Source organism: [Scytonema hofmanni] UTEX 2349 (genome assembly GCF_000582685.1).
GTDB classification, from domain to species: domain Bacteria; phylum Cyanobacteriota; class Cyanobacteriia; order Cyanobacteriales; family Nostocaceae; genus Hassallia; species Hassallia hofmanni.
This window is the reverse complement of sequence record NZ_ALWD01000163.1, coordinates 153338-177069: the sequence shown is the minus strand read 5'-3', so window position 1 is coordinate 177069 and position 23732 is coordinate 153338. Positions and strand designations below refer to the sequence as shown.

The 23732-nt window shown below is 42.6% G+C and carries 16 protein-coding genes and 1 pseudogene; 16 read left to right on the top strand and 1 reads right to left on the bottom strand.

What is annotated here, in order from left to right; genetic code table 11:
• The first annotated feature begins 345 nt into the window (after positions 1–345).
• From TOL9009_RS0102365 to TOL9009_RS0102310, 12 genes are all read left to right on the top strand, one after another.
• A complete protein-coding gene (locus TOL9009_RS0102365; RefSeq protein WP_038295830.1) occupies positions 346–1374 on the top strand; it encodes a hypothetical protein in 1029 nt (342 codons plus the stop codon).
• Positions 1375–1501: 127 nt separating this feature from the next.
• Positions 1502–2299, top strand: a complete 798-nt coding sequence (locus TOL9009_RS0102360) for a hypothetical protein (RefSeq protein ID WP_029630926.1) — start codon at positions 1502–1504, stop codon at positions 2297–2299.
• On the top strand, positions 2299–4305 hold the full coding sequence (locus tag TOL9009_RS41925) for a TrbI/VirB10 family protein (protein WP_029630924.1): 2007 nt from the start codon (positions 2299–2301) through the stop codon (positions 4303–4305). The genes TOL9009_RS0102360 and TOL9009_RS41925 overlap by 1 nt, the downstream gene beginning before the upstream one ends.
• A 117-nt stretch (positions 4306–4422) precedes the next feature.
• Positions 4423–5208: a hypothetical protein gene (locus TOL9009_RS37610; RefSeq protein ID WP_051502754.1), complete on the top strand. Its 786-nt coding sequence runs from the start codon at positions 4423–4425 to the stop codon at positions 5206–5208.
• A 30-nt stretch (positions 5209–5238) separates the two neighbouring features.
• Positions 5239–7065 (top strand): hypothetical protein, encoded by a 1827-nt coding sequence (locus TOL9009_RS0102345; RefSeq protein ID WP_029630923.1) that lies wholly within the window; start codon positions 5239–5241, stop codon positions 7063–7065.
• 8 nt (positions 7066–7073) lie between these two features.
• Positions 7074–7640 (top strand): histidine kinase, encoded by a 567-nt coding sequence (locus tag TOL9009_RS0102340; protein ID WP_144238121.1) that lies wholly within the window; start codon positions 7074–7076, stop codon positions 7638–7640.
• A gap of 338 nt (positions 7641–7978) precedes the next feature.
• Entirely contained in the window at positions 7979–9745 is a 1767-nt protein-coding gene (locus TOL9009_RS0102335; RefSeq protein ID WP_242055223.1) for a type IV secretory system conjugative DNA transfer family protein, read from the top strand.
• Positions 9746–10199: 454 nt separating this feature from the next.
• Positions 10200–10514, top strand: a complete 315-nt coding sequence (locus TOL9009_RS0102330; RefSeq protein WP_029630917.1) for a hypothetical protein — start codon at positions 10200–10202, stop codon at positions 10512–10514.
• Entirely contained in the window at positions 10514–12097 is a 1584-nt protein-coding gene (locus TOL9009_RS0102325) for a hypothetical protein (RefSeq protein ID WP_029630915.1), read from the top strand. Before TOL9009_RS0102330 ends, TOL9009_RS0102325 begins: the two co-directional genes overlap by 1 nt.
• A 178-nt stretch (positions 12098–12275) precedes the next feature.
• Entirely contained in the window at positions 12276–14045 is a 1770-nt protein-coding gene (locus TOL9009_RS42530) for an AAA family ATPase (RefSeq protein ID WP_029630912.1), read from the top strand.
• A 46-nt stretch (positions 14046–14091) separates the two neighbouring features.
• Positions 14092–14424 (top strand): DUF5674 family protein, encoded by a 333-nt coding sequence (locus tag TOL9009_RS0102315; RefSeq protein WP_029630911.1) that lies wholly within the window; start codon positions 14092–14094, stop codon positions 14422–14424.
• Positions 14421–14783 carry a hypothetical protein gene (locus TOL9009_RS0102310; RefSeq protein ID WP_029630909.1) on the top strand — a complete coding sequence of 121 codons (363 nt, stop codon included), beginning with the start codon at positions 14421–14423 and terminating at the stop codon, positions 14781–14783. The genes TOL9009_RS0102315 and TOL9009_RS0102310 overlap by 4 nt, the downstream gene beginning before the upstream one ends.
• A 227-nt stretch (positions 14784–15010) precedes the next feature.
• Here TOL9009_RS0102310 and TOL9009_RS0102305 read toward each other — a convergent pair whose 3' ends face one another.
• The gene (locus TOL9009_RS0102305; protein ID WP_144238120.1) at positions 15011–15949 is read right to left on the bottom strand and encodes a hypothetical protein; all 939 of its coding nucleotides are present in this window, start codon (positions 15947–15949) and stop codon (positions 15011–15013) included.
• Between the two features lie 633 nt (positions 15950–16582).
• Between TOL9009_RS0102305 and TOL9009_RS41920 the strand changes: the two genes are divergently transcribed.
• The 4 genes and pseudogenes from TOL9009_RS41920 to TOL9009_RS37600 all read left to right on the top strand — a co-directional run.
• Entirely contained in the window at positions 16583–20404 is a 3822-nt protein-coding gene (locus tag TOL9009_RS41920; RefSeq protein WP_029630905.1) for a tetratricopeptide repeat protein, read from the top strand.
• Complete coding sequence (locus tag TOL9009_RS48715; RefSeq protein ID WP_029630903.1) at positions 20401–20586, top strand: hypothetical protein; 186 nt, start codon at positions 20401–20403, stop codon at positions 20584–20586. The genes TOL9009_RS41920 and TOL9009_RS48715 overlap by 4 nt, the downstream gene beginning before the upstream one ends.
• A gap of 162 nt (positions 20587–20748) precedes the next feature.
• A complete protein-coding gene (locus tag TOL9009_RS0102290; RefSeq protein WP_029630902.1) occupies positions 20749–21606 on the top strand; it encodes a CHAT domain-containing protein in 858 nt (285 codons plus the stop codon).
• A gap of 284 nt (positions 21607–21890) precedes the next feature.
• A pseudogene (locus TOL9009_RS37600) lies at positions 21891–23207 on the top strand (P-loop NTPase fold protein); the annotation flags it as partial.
• Positions 23208–23732 lie beyond the last annotated feature (525 nt).

Below are 23732 nucleotides of genomic sequence, written 5' to 3'. Positions count from 1 at the left end.
GGTCTGCCCGACCATAGTTGGATTGCTGAGGCAGTGCGTTGGGCGGGTTTCCCGACTTGAAGCAACTGCCGTCCAAAATTTGCTTGTTTGAAATACTGAGCGTCTAGTACCTGTAAATCTTTTACCTACTTCCAGGCGAATACTAGAACTACGAAGTAGAACCCCCTAGATTCAATTGTCTTGGCGAAGCCTCTCCCTTTGGGAGAAGGTGCAGCGTCTACGTGTTAGGTAGCAACAGGGTTTTTATTGTGGTTGATTACCCTTCCACAAACCCTATTCTATCAGAAAGCCGTCCTACAAGGACCGGGTTTTCAACCCAAATTTTTGATAAAAGGTACACCGTCTATGTTGTTATTTCAACTGTTCAGTTCTGGATTGATTATTGCTCAAACATCAAAAGTGGGTGAGGAAGCTTCTCGCATCACCGAAGATGGGGCTGCGGCAAGTGCTGCAATTGCTGAATCTATGAACGGACTTTGGGATGATGTACTTAGCGGCGGTTTGTATGGAGCGATCGCACAACTGGGAGTCTTCTTTGGGGTTGGCACTCTCCTGTTATTCGTTGTTCAATGGGCAAAAGACATGGTAGACGGTGATAACCCCAAAGCTTTCTCGGAACTAATTTGGCCTCTTGTAGTTGTAGTTCTTCTTAGCAACCAAGCTCAACCTTTAGCAGCAGCAACCAGAGGACTACGTGAGATTATTAACTCCACGAATCAAACGCTGTTAACTTCTACTTCAGCTTCGATTCAACTTCAAGAAGCTTATCAACGGGCAATGGCTGATATTGGTTCCCAGGATGCAGCGCGATCGCTTTTAACTCAATGCGAATCTATTGCTGACCCCCAACAACGTCGCGAATGCATGGAAAATGCCATTGCTCAGGCAAAACAAATTGCTGATAGTTCTCCTAATGGTGGTAAGGGGTGGTTTCCTGATTTTGGCGTAAGTGAATTTTTCAACACAAATGTATTTCAATTGGCAGTGAGAGGTTGGTTAATTGCTTTTTCAATAGCCTTTCAATGGATGATTGAAATCTCCATGCTACTTACTGCTTTAATGGGACCATTAGCCGTGGGTGGCTCACTGCTCCCTGTAGGTCAAAAAGCAATTTTTGCTTGGTTAACTGGCTTTTTCAGTGTGGGAATGGTAAAGATTTCATTTAATATTATTTCTGGACTTGTTGCCACCCTGGTTGTAAATGCCCAGGAGAATGACCCGATGATTTTTGCCTTTGCTACTGGACTGCTTGCCCCGATTTTGGCAATGGCGATCGCAGCAGGTGGGGGCATGGCTGTTTTTAATAGCTTATCTAGCATTACTCGTTTTGGATTAAGCAGTGTTGTCACCAGAATTTTACCCCAATTTAAATAAGTAAGTGGACGCAAATAAACATAACTGTATTAAGGGTTCATGCGTCATGACTATTAACTGTTAATAGCCTCACCAGTTAACTTTATTTGTACCAATCTACTTAAAAAACTAAAACAAGCAATGATTTATGGCTGCATCAAAAGATATTAGCAATGATTCAGTTGATCAAAAGCGCCTCCGCTTTTTGAATCGTCAACAAACTAAATTCTCTACAGGTGATGCTTTAGCTTTATTTGCTGTGGGCACATTTGGATTACACATTTTGACTTTTTTTGTGTTGCTAATGCTGTATGGCTCTTACTCCTCACTCAGTAAAAAAGCACCCCCCTCCCTCGTACAGTTAGAAACAGGTAAGTCAATTTCAGTAGCGCCTTTGGGTAGTCTGGAACGTACACCCCAAGTAGTAACCCGGTTTGTAACTGACACAATGACTCTGATGATGAATTGGTCAGGAACTCTCACTCCTACAACAGTTGAAGAGGCAAATAACCCGAAATTAGATCCAGGGGTAGACATTCGTTCACTGGGGAATGGACGCGGCAAAGTAACAACCGGAGCGTGGCAGGCATCCAATGCTTTAAGTGAAGATTTTCGCAAGGACTTTTTAAAGTTGTTAGCTGATTTAACTCCTCAAAGTGTGTTCAAAGGAACAACGCAAGTAGTGTTAGTTCCCCTATCAATCCAGCCACCTATAAAAATTGCTGAAGGGAAATGGAAGGTCAAAATGGTTGCTAATTTAACCGTATTTAACCGGGGTAATAATGTGGGTGAAGTCATTGCTTTTAATAAAGAAATATTTGTTCGGGCAGTGTCGGCACCAGAGCCGCCCGCAACGATGACAGGACTAGCAGCTGTGATTTACCAAGTTAGGGCAAGCGGGTTAGAAATCTATGCAATTCGGGATTTACCAGAGGAGAATTTGTAATGGATAAGGAGTTAAATGAAACTGCTAGCTTCATGCCACAAGATGACCAGTTAGACTCAGAATGGGATGAAGCAAAACTAGCTCAATTAATTGGTTTTGATGATTTTAATGGCAATGAAACAACAGGCAAAATTTCAAAAGACATTAATAACAGTTTTACGGAAGGTGAAAATATAGGTTTATCTGATGATTTAAGTCAGAATGTTATTGCTCAATCTGAACTATTTGATGATCCGCAAACTGGTAAAACCCAGCCTACTTTATCAGGAAATCCGTTTGCGAAATCTGGCGTAGTGGGGTTGGGAATGCTGGCAGTGTTTGGTTCGGGCGCCATATTTTTAAACACTATTATGGGGTCAAAACCTAAATCTGCTCCGAGTATGGTTACGGTGTCCAAACCCGAAATCCAAGCAACAAAAGTTGAAACTCAGGAAGCTGAGACAGGTAAGTTTAAGGCGCAGTTAGCATTAGGAAGCCAAGCTGAAAAAATTAAGTCAGTCGAGCAGTCAAAGAGTCCTAAAACTACAGTTGTTGAGAAACCAACGAATAAACCATCTTCCGCCACTGCACCTGTTCCCCGTCCGGTAGTGAACAAAAGTCAAACTGTACCACCTGTTCGCTACATTTCAAGACCGCCTCAACCCGTTCGACAACCATTACGCTTGCCAGTTCAACAATCAGTTCAACAACCATTACGTCTACCAGTTCAACAACCGATTCAACAACCTGTAAGACAAGCGCTAGCTAGTTTTCCCACAGTGCGAGAAACACCGAAATCTAACACATCTGCGTCCAATTCAAAACCAGTTGATCCAATGGAACAATGGCTAGCAATGAGTCGTTTGGGGAGTTACGGCGGTGTCCAAACGAGTGAATTTACTACATCTGCCTCAAAAGAAATACAGCAACCTTCAGTTTCGGCGATGCCTGCGGTGGGCGGAGCCATCGCCGAAAATGGGGCTTCTCTCTCAATGGCGGAAACGCTGCGAGAACGAGACGCTACTGATGTGCCCATCGCCCGTTTAGCCTCGGCAAATACGGAGTATCCACCCTCTGAACAAAGCTCTGAGCAGCTTGGGTCTTCCAAACTTGACCCTAGGGCGCACTCCCCAATTGCGCGTGGACTCCCTCCAGGCGGCTTAAGGCAGAGTAGCGTCGCGCCAGAGGCGATCGCTCAAGTAAAAAATAGTCAAACAACTTCAGATCAAGTAACAATCCCCCGTGCGACTCTAGTCCGAGCTATAAGCGACGGAGTAGTTGCACCTCAAAATCCGCAAGCTGAGGAGGAAGTGGTTGCAGCTCAAGTTAATCCGGCTGAAGAAGCTGCTCTTCTCACAGGTGTACCTGTACGACGGCTAACAGTGGGCGGTCAAAGTCAAGGGCAATTAGTCACCCCGGTGATTTGGGCTGATTCTAAGAGTAACACTGTTGCTACCAAGTCTGACCGCAAGAGCGAAAAGTTTATTGTCCAACTGGCTGAACCAATAACCGATGAAGAGGGCTTTGTAACGTTACCAGCGGGTACTACTATTGTTGCGAAGGTGGTTGATATTAACGATTCCGGACTTGCCCAGATGGAGGCAACGCAGGTTGTGATTGATGGTCAGGAGTATGTCCTGCCACCTGGAGCAATAAGTATTCGTGGTACTAAGGGGCAGCCTTTGATTGCGTCGAAGTGGGGTAATAAAGGCAGCGCGATCGCATCTCACGATGCCACAGCATTTCTATTTGGCTCTCTTGCCAAGGTCGGCGAAGTGATGAATCGACCCGATTTTGAATCATCGGCGAGTACAAGTGGCTTTAATTTTAGCACTTCCACCACCACTCGCAACTCGTCCCCCAATTTATTAGGTGCGGTATTAGAAGGAGGTTTTGCACCTCTCACCAAGCAAATTTTGCAGCGTAACCAGCGCGACCTTCAAGAAATACTACAGCGCCAAGACGTTTGGTATGTCCGTGCGGGGACAAATGTCCAGGTGTTTATAAATCAATCGTTTGAATTTTAAGTTATGGCAGTTTTATTTGATTTATGAGAATGAAATGTAACCGCACGCCCGCGCGGAGAACGCAGAGAAAGAGAACACTAGAGACGAATGATTTCAGGACTGATTTAGGAGTGTAAAATGAAAACCTCATTGCAGCAACGCATCATTTTAATTGCTTTGATATCGACTGGATTTGGATTGACCAGTGTCTTCTCTGGTCGCAGCGTATTTGCCCAAGAAAACCGTAGTTCGGTACGACGTGTTTCTGTCTCCATAGCAACAGGGCAAAGTGCAGCCTCACCAGTTTTGATTGAATTGTCTCCCGGATATGGAGTCAACATCAGTTTCATTCCCACCGGCGAGACAGTTGAAAAAGTGTGGTTCGATAATCCCTCCTTTGCTACCCTGGATGCGGATGGTTGTTTATCGGGTTTAGGGCGAGAGTGCCAACAAAATGCGGCAACTGTTTTACATCTGCGGCGGATTAATTCGTTAAATATGCCGGGACTCCCAAAAACAAATAGCACACTTTTAACTGTCGTTACTGCGGGTGCTGCTGGGCGACGGGTGTATATGTTCCGGGTGGCGATGGGTGGTAAAAACTCGCAATACCATACGGTCGAGGTTACACCCAAAAAAGCACCCGAAGTTATAGCGAATAATCCCCCACGTTTGACATCGGTTCTCACACAATATCAGGATTCGCAAATGATGAGTCGCGGTTTAATTGTTGCTCAACAACAGCGCCTTATTCACCGTGACTCTCCATTGTGGAAGCGAATTGAAAACTTTTTGGTAAGCGTTAAAGCGGGTGAACCAATTGAAGTCGCCGCAGCGAAGAGTGGAATTTCTTTGCAGCTAGTTCAACGCCTTCAAGAATTAGGTAAAACCTCGCCTGTTCCACCTCAAATGCAGGCAAGTTAAATCATTGAAATAATTATCAAAGAAAAAGTAATGAAATTGCTGAGGAATTTGTGCGGGTTTGTCACGGGATTAAGTTTATCATTGGTGATTTCTGGTATTTTTATAAGTGATTACAGTGAGCGATCGCTGGCTGTAACTGAACCTAGTAGTCCAGTTCCTACAATCACTTGGCAAAACACCCAGTTACCAGATTGGAATCAAATTACTTTTTCATCTCTACCTGGTATCACCGAATCTGGTTCTTTCTTGGCACCATCAGGTGTATCTGAGCAGTTGGGATATGACCCGTCTCGCACTTGGGTTACGGGACAGACGCCCGCTCAATACATGAAACTAGGAGATTTTCAGGATAGTTTTAAACTCCAACAATTCAATCAAGAGTCCATTAGTGAAATTGTCGGGCTAGATTTAAGTAAAATTAAACTCTCAGACTTTGGAGTGATGCAGTTCCAAACTTTAGAAAGTTTAGTACAGGCTATTCCAGCTTTAAAAAATCTGCCTATTACGGAAGTCAAACCAATTTTTGATTTACTTTCTCAAGAACTGGCGACGCAGTTTGATAGTACGCAGACAATCGGACAATTATTGCAGCAGTCTCCACATTTAGGTCAGTTAGAGTTTGCCAATCTCTCAATGGACTCCTACAATTTAGATGCGATTCCAGGGTTAGATAGTACGCCGATTGGGGCTTTTAAAGATTGGCAAGGTGTCAACATTGATGAATTGGCTGGTTTAGGTGATGTGCCTTTTTCGCAATTTCCTAATCCTGCTAATCCCGTAGGTGCAGATGTGGGCATTGTTGATATCGCCTTTGGCACCGATGAACAGCAACGCTCTGGCACAATTTCTGGAAGTAACAAACAAGGATTTAATGTGCCGTGTGAAAAAGATTGCGCCCACATCGAATTATCTGGCTCACCCTTGGTTTTAGGCAAACAGTGGATTAGTGGCAAGTACCAATTGGTACAGGGTGGTAAAGGGATTTTGGCAAGCGTAAATGGCGGCAAAGAACCAACCGGACGCCACCCCTTTGGTGATGCTTTTAAAGTCGTCGTCTGGGACACCTCAGAAGTCGATGGCATGGTGTCCCAAGCTTTATTCTTCCGCACTTGTATGCGGAAAGGATTGGTAGATTTGGGATGTACACCTTACTTTATTGGTCCGATTCCCTGGTTGACTTACAAAGAAAATGAACCAATTTTTTTAGGATTGGTGACAGGTAGTGCTTTTAACAATTCAGTTTCTATCCCAACGGGTAAAAAAAGTAGTGGATTTAGTTTTAATAATCCGGTAAACACGACTACTAAAGCTCCTACTTTGTCAAGTTCAGGTAATTGTTCTAAACAATATAAAGGAGTAGAAATAGATGCTTTATCGGATGCACTTTCAGAGATTGAAGGCAATTACGATTCTGTGGGAGCGTATGTATGTGATGGCGCGGGTAACTGTGGTCGTGGCTTAGGAACAAAGCAATTTATGTCGTATCGTCCGGACGTGCGATCGCTTATATCAAGTAAGTCTGGTGGTCAAGAATTTCTTGCTCTTGTGGATAAAGGTGCAACGGTAACGGGTGAAGAAATGATGATGTATTTTACACCCGCTGAACAACAGGCGACCTTTGAATCTGACATAACGAAATTATTGGAAAAAGCCTCCCAACAGATTGATCCAACAACGGGACAACCCTTTACTAAAAAGCGATTAATTGAACGAGTGGCACAAATGCACTTTGGGGGTGCAGATATTCCCATTGATGCAGCGGTAAGTGATGTACACGGGCTTTTTTCAGTTAAGGACTATGGCGAAAAGGCAGCTGCTAACTACACGCAAGCCTTGCAATCAATAGGATGTTTTTAAAGAGAATTATGCAGTCAATAATCAATCGTTTTTCTACTATTAAATCCACCAAAAATCAAGTAATACTTGCGATTGGGTGTATGGCATTGTTCGTCGTTCCCGCCTTATTGGTGAAGGCGACTTCATCAAGAAATCGTGTTCTCGTGCTAACTTGGACAGATGCTCAAAATATTGTACCTGCATCACTCATTAAAAGGGCGTTGCGAGAAAACTCAACTGGTGATGTTGAAGCTAAATCAATCAAAGTTTTGCAAGTCCCGTCTCAAGGTGCAGGTAAATTATACATTTTTGATTTCCAGTTGCCGCAACTTTGTGGAACGAATGGTTGTGTTTATCCGGTTTACCAAGAGTCGGGTAAGTTGGTTCTTTCAGTAATTGTTAACCCAAACTTACCCAAAGGTGAAGTGTTAATTCGAGCTGATAATACAGTGCAAAATGGATTTTCGTGCCTTGTAATTACCCAAACTACATCTATTGAGGGTATGGTATCACGCTCTCAGTATTGCTATCAAGGTGCGGGATTTGTCAAATTAAACGAGGCTTTGACGAAAGTGGGTGAAAACTTTGGGGGGTAGGTCAAAACAAGTAAAAAGTAAAAACTACTCCCTTCCTGCTATAAAACTACCCCTTTTTTTGGTGTTCTTCTTTGCTTCTTTACGTCAGCTAAAACTCCTTTAATAATTTCGGTATTCTTTGGGTGGGATGGGAGTAAAACAACTTTTTTGCCTTTTAACTTTCCCCAAAAGAGATTGGGGCTTTAAACCATCTTTGTCTATCTTTATTTTGCCTTTTTAACTTTTAATTTGTCACAAAGTGACCGTCAGCCATGAATACGCACGTCTCAACTCACTACCTGATACAAGTGCCAGCATCCCCATCCCAGTCTCCGACTGCACGGGTGGGTGAACAACTTATGGGTTTACTCAAATCACAATCCGGGCTAATGCTCTTGGGTTGTTTGGTCGTAGTCGCAGCTCTGCAACTTTGGAGTGCTAAAAGTGCTAAAAAAGGCAAGATTGCTACTAGCTATTGGGGAAGTGGCAAGGAGAAGCAAAAAGCAGCGATTATAGCTAAAAAGCAAATGTTAAAAGTGACACGTAACAATGTGGCGCTGTATGTGGGTACTCCAAGAGAAATGCGCGATCGCCTAGAAAATGAATGGCTAAATCATGGATTGATTAAAACATCATCTTTCTTCAGGTGGACAAAGCCACTGCAATTGCTTAACGCTAACCCCACTTTATATGTCCCGGATGCCCAGCGCGGAATTGCTGCTATCGGTGCAGCGGGTAGCGGTAAAACTTTCTCCGTGATTGACCCCCTGATTCGTTCTGCTTTTGACCAAGGCTTTCCCATGTGTCTGTACGATTTTAAATATCCCGCTCAAACGAAACGAGCCGTTGCGTATGCCATGAAGCGTGGCTACACGGTGCGTGTATTTGCACCGGGGTTTCCAGAGTCGGAAGTCTGCAATCCCCTAGATTTAATTAAAGACGAAGAGGATGCGATCGCCGCAGGACAAATGGCGATGGTGGTTGCCCGTAACTTCGACCGTGGCGGTGGCAACTCTGGCGGTGATAAGTTCTTCGAGGAAGCTGGGGACAGTTTAGTTGAGGGGATTTTGCTTGTCACCAAGGCGATTAAAACTCTGACTGGGGAAGATAAATACTGCGATTTGATGATGGCGCAGGCGATTTTATCTTTACCCAATCTGCCAGCGCGATTAGAGGTGGCTTCCAGGGACAAACTGAAAATTTGGACAACTCGACCTTTATCTCAGCTAATCAGCGTCAAGGACTCTGAGAAAACCGTCGCCAGTATCATTGGGACGGCACAGCGAATCTTTCAGCGCTTCCTCAAAAAAGACTTTGTAGGCGCGTTCTGTGGCAAGACTACCCTCCCCTTGGATTTGGATGGCAAGCAACTAATCGTGTTTGGCTTAGACCGAAATAACCGTGACATTGTGGGACCGCTGCTGGCAGCTATCTTACACATGATTATATCTCGGAATGTATCGCGAACGATTCCTCGCAAAGACCCCTTGGTTGTGGCGTTGGATGAATTGCCGACTTTATATCTGCCAGCACTGGTGAATTGGCTAAACGAGAACAGAGAAGACGGATTTTGTGGGATTTTAGGCTATCAAAACATTGTTCAGTTGGAGAAAGCTTACGGTAAAGAATTGGCGAGAGCTATTTTGGGAGGAACGGCAACAAAGTTTATTTTTAACCCCCAAGATCCAGAATCTGCCAAGCTGTTTTCTGATTACTTGGGAGAGATGCAAGTTAATTTCAAATCTAAAGGAAGAAGCACTGGCAAAGGTGGCACAACTCAAAGCTTAAATGACCAAAACCAAAAACGGCATTTACTGGAAGCTGCTGAATTTGCCAAGTTGGGGACGGGACGGGCAGTGATTATCAACCCAGCATATACCCGTGGTAATGAAGCATATGTTCCCTTGCTGCAATCAGTGAAAGTTCCCCAAGCGGATATTGCTCAAATGAATTGGAGTGAGGCGAAGTGGGACTTGATTCGTCAAAGATTAATTGCCAGCAAGGATTCAGGTGTGACTGATGAAGAGCGTTCTCGGCAATTTCAAGAGCGCCGTGATTTAGCTGAACAATTATTTCCTGTACCAACAGAAACACCATTAGAACAAGATTTAGCAGCAGTGTTTTAAATTTGTTAACTCTATGAATGTCAGTTTCGTATAAATTAACGATTTTATCAGGATATAGCCTACGAAAAATCAAGATTTCACTCCCGATTGACCAGCCCTTCGGGGAAGGCAGAAGGCAGAGGGCAGAGGGCAGAAGGAAGACGTAAGTTTTAATACAAAGCGTGAACCCTCTGTTCTCTGTCCTGCCTTGCCCAAATCGGGTACAAGCCCCAACAAAACTGGAGGTTGGTGGTCAACAATTGCGTTGGGGTTCAAGCCAAACTGTATTTTCTTATACCTTCTGCCTCCTGCCTTCTGCCTTTCTTATTGACATTCATAGGCTTAATCTGTGAAGCCTACAAGTTCCATATTTTCACAGTTGGGTAAAACTAATCAATTTTTTTCCCTCTCTTTCTACCAGCCTAAACTTAGACAAATTACAACTTTAACAGCTTAATTGACCTATATGTAGCCCATGAATACATTTTTACTTTCACAACTAGCAGAATATCCCGAATGGCAGGAGCGCGTAAAACAAGCGATGCAGCTACCTCCTTTTAAAATAAATTACTCACCTTTGGTAACTGAAGTATTCGACCAGCAAGGGTTACTTGTAGGTGAAGTACTAGGAAGTGTTGTTTATGAAGGTGAGCGAAATATAGATGAGCCAAGCAAATTTATTGCCTGGTTTTTTGATGGCAAGCTAGGAGTATTTTACCTCTGTAATCAAGTAATTGTGAATCGCTTGCATATTTTGGCGGCTGCGTACAAAAATGGAGGTGAATTATAATGTCCGGTGTTTTTCCTATCTCTGCGGGTGAATCTGGCTCTTTTACCGAGCAGTATTTACGGCTGATTGAAGACTGGCTACGGGAGTTTGTTGACAAAAATAAACAGCAACAAGATGCAGATAATCAACCAGAAATTGAAATTACTGTTAAGGAGCGTATCGTTTACGGTCAAGGAGTTAATGACCTTAGTCCCTCTATACTTGAGCGGTTAGGTCAGTTGCAAAATACTCCTGTTGGTGGTGTTGTAGAGAGCGCTGTTTCAATGCGAGTTAAGCTAGATGGCAAGGTCGTTCTCGAATCTGATGAGTCGGGTAAGGTAATTACCAATTCATTCTATGAGCAACTTCGTGATAACAAAACTGCTCATAAAATCACTGATAAATATGCTTTGGATAATCCTTTTGTGAATGAGGAAGAATTACCAGATAAATATGCTTTGGATAATCCTTTTGTGAATGAGGAGGAATTACCAGATGAATATGCAGATTTTGAGAATCTTTTTATAAATAATGAATTACCAGATGAATATCCAGATTTCAATAATCTTTTTGTAAATGATGAATTAAAAGCTGAAGACAACCAAATTGTCAATGGTGAACGAGAGCCTAATTTAGAAAAAGTTGTACCTCAACAACCTGATTCAGTAGTTACATATCCCACACCACCACAATTACAACCACAACCACAACTACAAACTCCTGTTGTTACAGAAACTGGCGGAGCAAGAGTAAAGACTGCTCTTGAGGCATTGCCCGATAGCAGTTTAAAACAGCTTTTAACTGCCCAACTAAGCCAAATGCAGGAGTTGCAACGCTCTGAACTACAAAATCAACAACGGCAGTTTGATGAGTTAATTAAAGCGCGGTTTACTGAACCTAAAAACACTAATTGGTGGCAACAAGCAGCGCATTCTGTGGCAAATACTGCTCAAAGTGCGTGGGCTTCTTTAGTAAGGCGATCGCGTGATGTAAAAGCAGCAGTTGCGATTAAAACTTTGTTTGATAAAAGTACATCACCAAGCACAACTGCTTATCACACTGCTGACTATACCATCGCCCGTTCTGGACAATCTTATAGCTTGAGCGATCGCTCAGGTAAAACATTAATGCAGTTTGACGCATCCCCGATTGGAGTGCGTGTCTCACCATCAAGCCAGCTGACAACATCAGCGCATCAAGACCTCAAACAACTCCGCATTTCTCTTTTGCGGGGTGAAGAACCTGCTGGGGCATTTGCAACAGTGGGTAAAAAAGAAACAGAGTATTTTGCCAGAGTCAATGCGATTACCACAGCTTTAAATCAATACGCTCAGAAGCAAGGAACGAATGTTCAAGTTGATGGTCAATTTTCGTACAAGTGGAAAGCCACTCCCGATGGCAAAGTGCGGATTGATGCTAAAGATGGGCGCGGTTCGCTGTTGATTAAAGCCCAAGGGCAGATGAAAACTCGCATGAGCGAGAGAGACTTAGCTTACTTCGAGCAAATGTTGCCAATTCTTCAACAATCTACACCACAACGTCAAAGTCAACTGTCTCCAATACAATCTCAAAAACAGTCTCAAAAACAACTAGAGAGAGCTTAATTAAAGCGGTGTTTTCTAATACGTGCGTTGCATTCACACAGAGAATGTTCTCTCTCCCTATCTCTTTTTCTGTGTTCTGGTACGCTTCAATTTGGAGTTTTTTATTATCTCTGAACGCAACGCATGTTTTAGCCTGTTTTCAAGAGAAGATCCTCATAAATAGAAATATTTTAAACGAATGAATTTACAAGATTTAAAAATACTGATTGCTGCCGATGAAAGGGTAATTTCTGTTGTTGCACCTGTAAGGGAGCGACTAACAATTTTATCATTGCTACACTCATATCTTACACCCCAGTTAAAACTGCCAATGTATTTGTGGAATTTGGGGCAAGGACAACAATTTAAATCTGTTAACTATAACGAGCATGATAAGCGTGTTGTGATCACGGAAGGTTTCGAGTTTAGGGAGTGTGACAAAAGCACACCTGGTCAACGTGCGATCGCTGCCTTAAAATTTGTTAGGGAGCTAACCCATACAGGAATCTTTGTATTAGAAAATTACGAAACTTGTATGACAGGTATTGACGGGGATGAATTGAAATCACTGTTAATTAATACTTACTCAGAGTTCACAGAGACTGAATCTGAAAAGGTTTTGATTCTGCTTGTTACTGATGAAATGGAGTTGCCTGCGACCTTAAATGGACTTATTAAGACTTTAGAGTTGCCGTTGCCTACAAGTGATGAGATAGCTGAATTAATTTCAGCTTATTTACCAACTTTGACGGGCGAAAAAGTTGATCTACAAGAAGTTGCTGCGCTCACCACAGCAGCTGCTGGGTTAACCAAGGAGGATATTAAAGCCGGATTAAGGCTGGCGATCGCGAAGGAGCCTCTCGGAAAGAAGCAAGTAAATTGCGATGCCTACGGCGGGCTACGCCATCGCTCGTTCGCGTCTGCTTCAGAAGCGTACATCGCAGCCCAAAGTGATATAGTGCAAGAAACCGACTTAGTGCGATGCCTAGGTTGGGCTACGCCATCGCGTTGGAGCGTGGACATCGCGCGATCGCTATTAAAATATAAAATCAATCGCTTTGCATCATTTAATTTAAATTTTATCCCAGAGCCTCCGGTGTACGATTTTGGGGGTTTGGATAACTTGAGGCAATTTATTCAAGATGCCAAACGCGATTTTGCACCAAGAGCACGAGCCGCTAATATCCCGCTACCCAAAGGGTGTTTGCTGGTTGGACCACCGGGAACGGGTAAAACGCTGGCAGCAAATGTCTCGGCGCGGGAATTAGGATTTCCTCTAGTTAGTGTAGATACAGGAGCAGTAGCTACCGGTGGGGCGACTTATTTAAAGCGGTTACTGACTCGTGTTGAAGCCTGCGCTCCGGTTCTACTTTATTTTGACGAACTAGACAAGTTGTTTACTGCTAATACAATTTCAGGAGAAGATAGCGGCAGTAAACAAATTTTGGGGACTTTGCTTACCTGGTTGCAAGATAAGCAAAGCCCTGTGTTTGTAGTGGCAACACTCAATCGACTAGATGCACTACCTCCAGAGTTAACTCGTGTGGGTAGATTTGATGAAATTTTTTATGTTGGGTTTCCTACTGCCATTGAGCGCAAGCAGATTGTTACACTTCACGCATCACGATTTGATGAGCGCTACCACTGCCCTGATAGCCCTTTGAGTGAAGCCCAATGGCGGATTTTGTTAGGTAAGACGGTTAACTGTACAGGAGCGGAACTGGCTCGAATGGTAGAAAAGGCAGCTCGTAAATTATTCCACCAATCTCTACCAATTCAAATAGGATTGCATGAACTTCTAGTAGAGAGAGAAGCGATGGTGCCGCTTTATGTCCGCGACACTGATAGAATCTTGGCAATTGAAAATCGGGCAAGATATGTTGCTCAACCAGCTGCTAAAGATGACACCAGCATTTATGCTCCGCCCATTACTACATTTTGGGGTGAAAAAAGACCAGCTGTGGGTTAAATTGAGTCAATGGTTACGGTTAGACTGGCATACCTGATTCATAATGTTGATTCTCATCATCCGCACCCGCGCCACCCCAGAACAAATGGAACTTCTTCTTTCTGAGCATAAGTTTTATATAAAAGTAGCGGTTGATGTAGAACGTCGTATCCTTGCTGGTGGTGGACAATTGCACTCCGATTGCGAGTCTGAATTGCTTGATGATGGTAGTAGACAAGAAAATTTGTGGGGTGCTGGTTTTATGCCTTTGACTAAAAAAGTCACTTACGACTCACTCATCAACCTTCGTCCCCGCCAAAATCGCTCGATGGAAATACTCGACGCTACGATAAGAGAACAAGTTGCCGAAATTATTCAGCAGTTGCTGGGGGGTATATGAAAGACTGGACTCAAAAACAACAAAAGTTCCAAAAAGATAATATTCCCACCCGTTTGGGGAACCTAGCAGCAAACTTGGCGCGGATTAAATCGTTTTCAGATGACTCAGCACATGGTGATTTAGTTGTTAGCCTCGTCGAAGAAAGCAAGTTTTTTATTGAGTGGACAGCAAGCGAAATGGATATCGACCAAGCCGCAGAATTGGTCGATATACAGCGTCTGCTTTCTCGTTGGCAACGGCACTGGAGTCAAATTTGGACTGATACCGAAGCCATAAGTCAGGTTAGTATTGTCGCAAAACAGGCATCAGAACGAGTCTTGGAGATGTCAGGTTTACTGTCTGAAACTACTGCACAGTAACAGTTTTAGAATACGGCATTTACATTCTTTGCGGATGTAAAATACTCTTATTTAATTAGAGTATTGATATTTGATTGCGCCAGAAAAAAAATCTCAAAAAAGTGTCTATTTTACACGCATTTCCTTATGTTTCAAAGTTCTAGTGTTAAAAGCACTCCCACCAAGGAGTGCCTACGCCGTGTCGCAGACACTCGCTTTCATTCAAAGTTGGTTCACGCGAAGCGCAATTATTGAGCTATTAAAAACTGACTCTCGTTTGAATTTGCCAGATTAAATCCAGTAGCAGCACTTGCCGCTCTTTTTTGGATACTTTCTTTGGCACATGCCTTTAAAACAGCGCTAGCTTTAGTATTGCCGTGGTTAGCGAAATACTCCCAAATTGTCAGCCAGTCGTCAATACTTAGAGTTTCAATTTCTCGGACACATGAAGACGTATGCACATAACACAATTTTGATAATCCAGAGAACCCTTTATTTTCTAACGCTCTTAACTTTCGAGGTGAATTTTTTAATGCCTTTAACCAGTTTAAATTAGTTCCAATTACAGCAAGTCCAGATTGGTAACTGATGCGATACTCCCCTGAAAAAAGTACTAGCACTTCTAGTTCTAGATTAGAAGTGCTGGTGACTAGTTCGTCTTGTAGTTGCAATTTTATGGGTTGAGCTGACACTACAGTTTTTAAGTTTTGGGTATCTATTTTGAATTTGGAAATAGGGGATTCGTTCAGAGAAAACTTGCTTGCCGATGTTTCTACCCATTCTAGAAATTCCTCCCAGTTGAAGGAATTGGATGAATTAGTAATTAAGTCCAGTGCTAGGAGTGATTTCCAATAAGCTGCCACTGTAGAGAGTGGATTTGCCCTCATCAAGGTGCGGTTGGGAAGTTGTACGAGGATCGTGTTTAAGTTGTTGTTGCGTACAAAATCTTGGGCAACTTTTTTAGATTGCCCAACAGCCAATGCCATTTGGCGATCGCTAAAAACAAGCTCTCCTGTTGTCAGTTTATAAGCAGTCCAACTGTATTGCTGCCATCTTAGTTTGGTTACAGTAACTTTGGGAATTTCCTTCGTATATGCAGATGACCCAGAAACTTCTGTTGTTAAACCTGCATTAAAACCTTGGGTAAATCCTAAATTCATGGTTGTCATGGCTGTTAAATCAGACACTTACTAAAAACTTTCAGTTCTTTAAGGAAACAGTCAATGTTTCGCTGCTAAAGCTGATAAATCGTTACTTTTTTCGCTTTGTAATTTCAGTATCCTAGAGCTTTAAAGCAAGTGTTATCAGCCTTTAGTTTTAGATAATTTATATCAAAAGTAATGTCTCTTTATTTGCTATTTTCAATATTCGTAAACACACAGTTATTAATTGTAAAGCTTCTCGCAAGTTACATGAAGATAATATTAATTATTAGTAAAATTACTTAATTACCTGTTTTATAAATAAATAGAAATGAAAATTGACAAACAAAAAAATTCACTCATCAAATAGAGAATGGGTGAATTGGTAAAGTTATGTTCTGCCAAATTAACAACCCGCTATTTTTGTGGGGTATCACAAATGATAGATAAGAATGGACAGCCTCTCTTACAAAGCTTTGATGCCTGCGGCAACGCTCCTGGGCGAACGCTCGTAACCTCCGCAGGTTAATGGTACAGTGTCAGACTTGTTTGCCTAATCTCCCATCTTAGCTATGCAGGAGGCGTTACTGCGGTAAATTTATGGTGACAAATGAGACAGAAAACTGAATAATCATTAGAATAATCTTAATTGCGACCAAGTAACCCACCATTTAATGTATGGCGCGATCGCTCAAAGTTAGCCAAAATTCGATTGAAACTCTCAAGTTAGCTTTAAGACGTAGTGGATATGCACGTCAAAAAGATATTGCTGAAGAGTTGGGGCTATCTTTGACGACTTTGACACGCTTTTTTAGTGGCCAACCCATTCAAAGTTCAGTTTTTCTAGAAATATGCCAAAAATTGGAGCTCGATTGGCAAGAATTAGTAGATGATAACCCTGAACTGTACTTTGAACGCGGTAACGCAAACATTAAATCTGGAAGATATGAAGAAGCGATCGCATCATACGATAAAGCTATAGAAATTAAACCAGACTTTTACGAGGCTTGGCTTTATCGAGGCGAGGCACTAACTAACTTAGGGCGAATTGAGGAAGCAATTCATGATTATGAGCAATCTTTGGAAATATGTGAGCAAATAGGCGATGTCAAAGGTAAAGCCACTATCCTCAACAACATGGCACAGGTATTCGCCCACCAACGGGACATACCAAAAGCGATCGCCCTTTTTCAACAATCTCTTGCTCTTACAGAACAAATCGGCGATGTCCAAAGTGAAGCCGCCACCTTGCACCAACTTGCAGGTATCTACGCCAACAAAGGGGAAGTAGAACAGGCGATCGCTCTCTACCAGCAGTCTTTGGTGATATCTAGAGAAATAGGCGATCGCGAAGGCGAAGGTACTTCCTTAATCGTTTTAGGCAATGCTTACTTTTCACTGGGACAGTACCAACGGGCGATTGAATGTTATCAAATGTCGTTAACTATTGCACGGGAGATAGGCGATCGCTCCAGTGAAGCTATATCCCTGAGCAATTTGGGTAATGCTTACCACTTTCTGGAACAGTACCAGCAGGCGATTGAATGTTATCAAATGTCGTCAACTATTGCACAGGAGATAGGCGATCGCTACGGAGAGGTGATATCTCTTAGTAATTTGGGTGGAGCTTATTTTGAGACAACACAGGGAGATAGAACAGAAAATATAGAAAGTGCCATAGCAGTCTACACCTCATTATTGGAAATATGTAACCGTGAATCTTTCCCTGAACAATGGGCTAAAACTCAAAATAATTTGGGACTAGCTTTTAGTGAAAGAATTAGAGGAAACAAAGCAGAAAATCTCCAAACGGCGATCGCTTGCTATCAAGCTGCACTAAAAGTTTATACTCGTGAAGCATTTCCCTATAAATGGGCAGATACCTGCATGAATATTGGAAATGCATATGAAAAAATACATGATGATAGTTTAGATAATATAAATTGCTTAAATAATATTGAATACGCTATTCTTTTTTATCAAGATGCACTAGAAATTTACACACATGATCAATTTCCCGATGAATGTTTAAGCGTTCGAGAAAAACTTAGTAATGCTCACTATCTTTTAGAGCATTACCAGAGGGAGGAAGTTGAATATACCAGTTTGCCTCAACCTATCACCCGTAATAAAGCACTTGCGAGTATTGAACTGCTTAGAGCAAACATTCTAGATTTAGAAGTAGACGTTATTGTAAGACCTACAAATACAACTTTTGGTTTTGGAGGAAACCTCAGTCAGCAGATTCTTGAAAGAGTGGCATCTACATCTAATTTATTTCAAATATTGGCTAATCCGCCAAGGTTATCGATTGGTGAAATATTTGTCACTGATGCAGAACTTTTCTCTGCTTGCTACTTATTCCATATGCCAATTGATGTAAATGCAAATGCGACGGAAGCGACAGTATTGCAAGCAATCAGAGCAGCTTTAAATAAAGCTGAAAGCTTAAGTAATGTCCGGACAATAGCATTTCCTTCTGTAGGTACTGGTCTGGCAAATTTAAGCGCAGATAATTTAGCTTTTAAAATATTAAAAACTGTAGCAAGTCACCTAGAAAATGGAAGTCGGCTGGAGAAAGTTATTTTTGCTTTCATAGATACTCGTGGGTATCAGGCGTATGTTATTGCCCATCAGATGCTCCTTTTAGAAACAACAGTAGCTTATGAAATTTTAATAACTACATCACAATCAGTGACAACAGTTGCCGGAAAAATAGAACTTTCAATTAATTTGAGGCAAGTTCAAAATACAAAAGAAGGTTATTTGCTTCAAATTACGCAAGACGAAGCTACCGGTAACGAACTCAACATATTTCTCACCGCGCTTGGCTTTCAATTTAATAGTGACAATACCACAAGCTTACCTCTCGACTCCGATACTGCCAACATAACCCAAACCGCAACTTTCAATCTTACCGCCCTGCGTCCAGGTAAAACGACAATCAAAGCAGAACTTTACTGTGGAGAAACTTACAAAACAACTCTCCAAACAGAAGTAGAAGTTACTGCATTTGAAGAAATAGAACTACGCCCACTCATCGCTGCCCGATCGCGTCCCGTTTCCCAACCAGATATAATTCTCCAAGTGCGTACTACTTGGAACGCAGATATCTCCGCGTGTACTTTCAATTATCACATCGATAGCTATCAACAACGCCTGCTATTCGCGGATGACGTTGACTACAATTCACAGTCTTTATCTGCTACTTGGGTCGAGCGATCGCACTCATTATTAAAAACTACCATTGAGGAAGCAGCAAGTAGCCTTAGAGAAGATTTCCATTCTCGCCTTGTTTCTCTCGGTCAGTACTTATTTCAATCCTTACTCCCAGAAGAACTGCAAAATACCTTTCGCGCCATAGCAGGTTTCAACCGCCCTTTTACTTTACTGATATTAGCTGACCAGGATGCTTGGTTTCCTTGGGAACTGTTGCATGATGGGCAGAAATTTTTAGGCGATCGCTTTATTATTGGGCGGTGGCTTTGGGAGTTAGAAAAAGCACGACCCTATGAGTTTCCTGTGGGTGCGGTCAATGTTGCCCATTATGCTAGTGTGGAACAACCGGAACTTTGGACTGAGCTTTTGCAATCATCAGGAGCGCCGCCACCTATTTCCATGCAAGCTGGTATATTTAATGATATTAGTTTGTTTGAATTAATACGTGGCTTGCATTTAATTCGCTATGGTCAATCTGTGGACACAACAAACCGCCAGGATGCGCCAGTGGGGGTTAATAGCAGTAGCGATATTCAGGATATTGAGCGTGAGGTGCAACCAGCCAAGCTGAGTCTGCGTCGCAATCATCCTCTTGTATCTTTGAGTTATCTAAATGCAGGACAACCGGAATTAACACCATTAGAGCAAACCTGGGCTTCTACCTTTGTCAGAGCAGGTTGTAGCGCCTTTGTTGGTTCCCTCTGGGCGGTGCAACCAAATGTGGAAGCAGCTTTTGTTAGTGCTTTTTATCACAGCATTTGGGCAGGGCAAACTTTGGGTGTGGCGTTCCAAACAGCTCGCAGATTGGCTAAAACCGTTGTCCCGGAATCATTGGACTGGCTGGCTTATGTATTATTTGGCGACCCAATGGCGCGTCCTTACCGACCTGTGCAGGGACAGGGATATGCGGTTGTGGAACCTATAGGTCAAGAAATTGACGACCTAGTATCCCCAGGAAGCACAGTCAGGTTTCGCGTTAGCCTGCGCCGTACCCCTCCTGTATGGTACGAGAATCGATTAATGGAGGTGGCTGAAGATTTAAGTTTTGATGATTTACGTGTTTTTATCGTCACGTCCGGATTGCAGGTTACTCCTGGTGATTCAATACTTATGACACGCACAGCCACGGGAGATTATTTAGGTTGGTTTACGCTTACTGTCCCTACTGAAATGGAAAGTCGCTCAGTTTTAGTTCAGGTTTACTTTGAGGACGGTGTGGAACCTGTTCACAATTTGCGTTTTGCACTGAATATTGTTAAGCAGGACGGTGAAGCGCAATGAGAGGAATTGGCAGTCCAGTTGGTGTAAACTTGGCTAGTTCTTGCTTAGAAATTATCATCGATAAAGATTACTACTCAATTGGTCGGTGGAGCTTTCCTAAACCTGATAATAAAGTTTTGGAAGTACTGACAGAAGAAATTTTAGATTGTTTTGATGCTTTAAGAATAACTCTTAATAAATAAAAAAGCCTCGTATTAGATGCGGGTTTATGCCATCAATATTTAATCAAATTAGCCGAATGGGGAAGAACAGCTTACCAATCATTTTTTGGTGAAGATAGACCAAATAAAATTCTTACTAGTCGCCTAAATCAAAATGTAGCTCCTACCTTTGTTTCTGAAGTTATGCCCTTTCCTTGGGAGGTTTTGTTTGAGGGAACTGAAGAGGACTATGAACAGGGAAATCCTGAAATGTTTTGGGGAATGCGCTACACCCCGGCTCGGATTCTCAACCCAGAAAAAGATATTGCAGATTATGTCTTGGAGCAAGCACAACCTTCTGATATGTTATTTTGCTTGCATCACAGGTTGCTTCATGCTCATAAAAAGGAAAGACCAGAAATTGAAAGGTTGGTGAGGGTGACAGGAAAAGACCGCTTCACATTGCTGGGGACAGCTTGCAATTTGACTAATGGTAAATCCAGCGATCCTTTGGGTGATGATTTGCTCAAGTATCTTTACAAGGCTAGCCATAATATGTTGCATTTTGCTTGCCATTGTAAGGAAAGTAAACTGGGTGATAAGCTACTGATTTCTTTTATTCAAGATGAAGAGATAACAGAAAATGGCTTGGTGCTAGAGTTAGAAACTTACAAATTTTTGTTGCGCCAGGGGAAATTTCTCTGTCAGCCGTTGGTGTTTCTCAATGCTTGTCAGTCGGCTGGGGGTGTGGATGAGTTACGGAGGACTTTCAATTTACCCAAGGTGTTTATTCAGCATGGTGCGGCGGCGGTGATTGCTACAGCTTGTCCTGTACCGGATATGTTCGCGGCGGCGTTTGCGAAGGTGTTTTATGAGTTTTTTCTGCGGGGGATGGTGGTGGAGAATGAAATAACTGGGGAGAAAGTCGTTAAGATTATGACAATTGGGGAGGCTCTACGGGCAACGAGATGGTATTTTTTGAAGGAGTTTAATAATCCTTTGGGGTTGGCTTATGGGGTTTATAGTCCGGCAGGTTATCGGGTAGGCATTTATCACCAGTAGTAGGTTCTAAGTAAGTCGGCGCAATTATTTGTAGGACAAGTAAGGCTATAACGAAACCCATTGAGTTCTTGAGAATGGTCTGTTTCGTTCCTCAACCCAATCCATACATTCATGGACTACGCACCTGTCTGGGTCGTGTTCATTCAATTAAACCCTATGCTAAACTCTCGTAATTTGCCGAAGTAATCGACATATAATAACAAATTAATGCTCTATTTGATTGATATGGGTAATTTGTGTAGCCAAGACAGGTTTTAGTTATAAAACCTGTAGGAAAATTGCTAATGCTCCTAGATTTTGAAAGATTTTATCAGGCTTGTAATCCGAGCAGACCTCTAATGATGGGAAATCTGCGCGATCGCCGATATTATATTGATTTTGCCTCAGTGCGGGGTGGTAAAATCATCGAAGCTTTGCAGCGTACCATTACGCGGATATCACCGCATATCCCAACCTGTCAGCTATTTACAGGTCATCTTGGCTGTGGAAAGTCAACCGAGTTGTTGCGACTCCAAGCTGAGTTAGAGGAGCAAAAGTTTCATGTGGTCTATTTTGAGTCTACTCATGTCCTAGAAATGGCAGATGTAGATGTGACTGATATTTTACTAGCGATCGCTGGTCAGGTGAGTGAAAGTCTAGAAGCAATCAAAATCCGTATCAAACCTAGTTATTTTACTAAGTTGTTTACGGAAGTTATAGATTTTATGCAAACACCAATTGACCTAGAATATGAAGGTGAATTATCTGTTGGTATTGCGAAAATTACTGCGAAAACCAAAGAAAGTCCGCAATTACGGCGTCGTTTACGCGATTATCTCGATCCGCGCACGGGAAATATTTTGCAGTCAATTAATAAAGAACTGCTAGACCGTGCGAACTCTGAACTTAAAGCTAGAGGTAAAAAAGGATTAGTCGTAATTGTCGATAATTTGGACAGAGTGGCAATTAGACCTTTACCATCTGGGCGATCGCTGCCAGAATATTTATTTATCCAGCGGGGTGAACAGTTACGTAAACTCAACTGTCATGTAGTTTACACGATTCCTTTAGCTTTAACTTTCTCTAACGATAGCGCTGAACTACAGCAACGTTTAGGTGGTGGTGTGGCCCCTAAAGTATTGCCGATGATACCCGTGCGATCGCGAACTGGGGAGGTTTACACTCCTGGACTAACTTTGATGCGTCAAATGGTTTTAGCTAGAGCTTTTCCTGATATTCACCCAGAACAAAGGTTAAACTTGATAACAGAGGTATTTGACAGTCAGGAAACTTTAGATCGGTTGTGTCTGATCAGTGGTGGTCATGTACGCGACTTGTTAGGATTGTTGTACGACTGTTTGCGAGAACAAGATCGACCTTTCGATCGCGATTGTGTGGAACTTGTGATTCAAAGACAGCGTGATTATCGTGCTAACGCAATCGATCCGCACGAGTGGGAATTAATTTTTCAAGTGGTGCAACAGCAGCGGGTTCGAGGTGATATCGAATATCACACTTTGTTAAGAAGTTTGTTTGTCTTTGAATACCGCGATCATCAAGGAGTTTGGTTTGCGGTCAACCCAGTTTTAGCAGAAACGCAAAAATTTCAATCATGGTTGAACTCCCAGCGCGTAGTGGTAGGGGGAAATAGCAACATCTACACAGAAACAGCGCGTACAAATCAACAGCGCGTAGTGGTAGAGGGAAATAGCAACATCTACACAGAAACAGCGCGTACAAATCAGCGCTGTAATGTCTTAATCACTACTCCTCAAAAAACAGTTAGTGTTGGTGAAGAGATAGAAATATCAGTCAATCTCAATCAAGCTGAAATTACCAAAAGTGAAACTTATACACTTCAAATTTCCCACAATGATGCTATTGGTAGTGAACTTAATGTAATCCTTAACGCCCCCAGATTCCAACTCAACAGCGACAACACCGCCAGCTTACCCCTCGATCCCGACACTGCCCAAGAAACCCAAACCGCCCGCTTCCGCCTCACCGCCCTCCGCCCCGGTTCCGCCACCATCACAGCCGAACTCTACCGAGGCGACACCTTCGAGACAAAACTAGAAACTCAAATCCAAGTCGCCGACATTGACGAAGCAACCTTCACGCCTCAACGCATCACCACCCAACCCCGT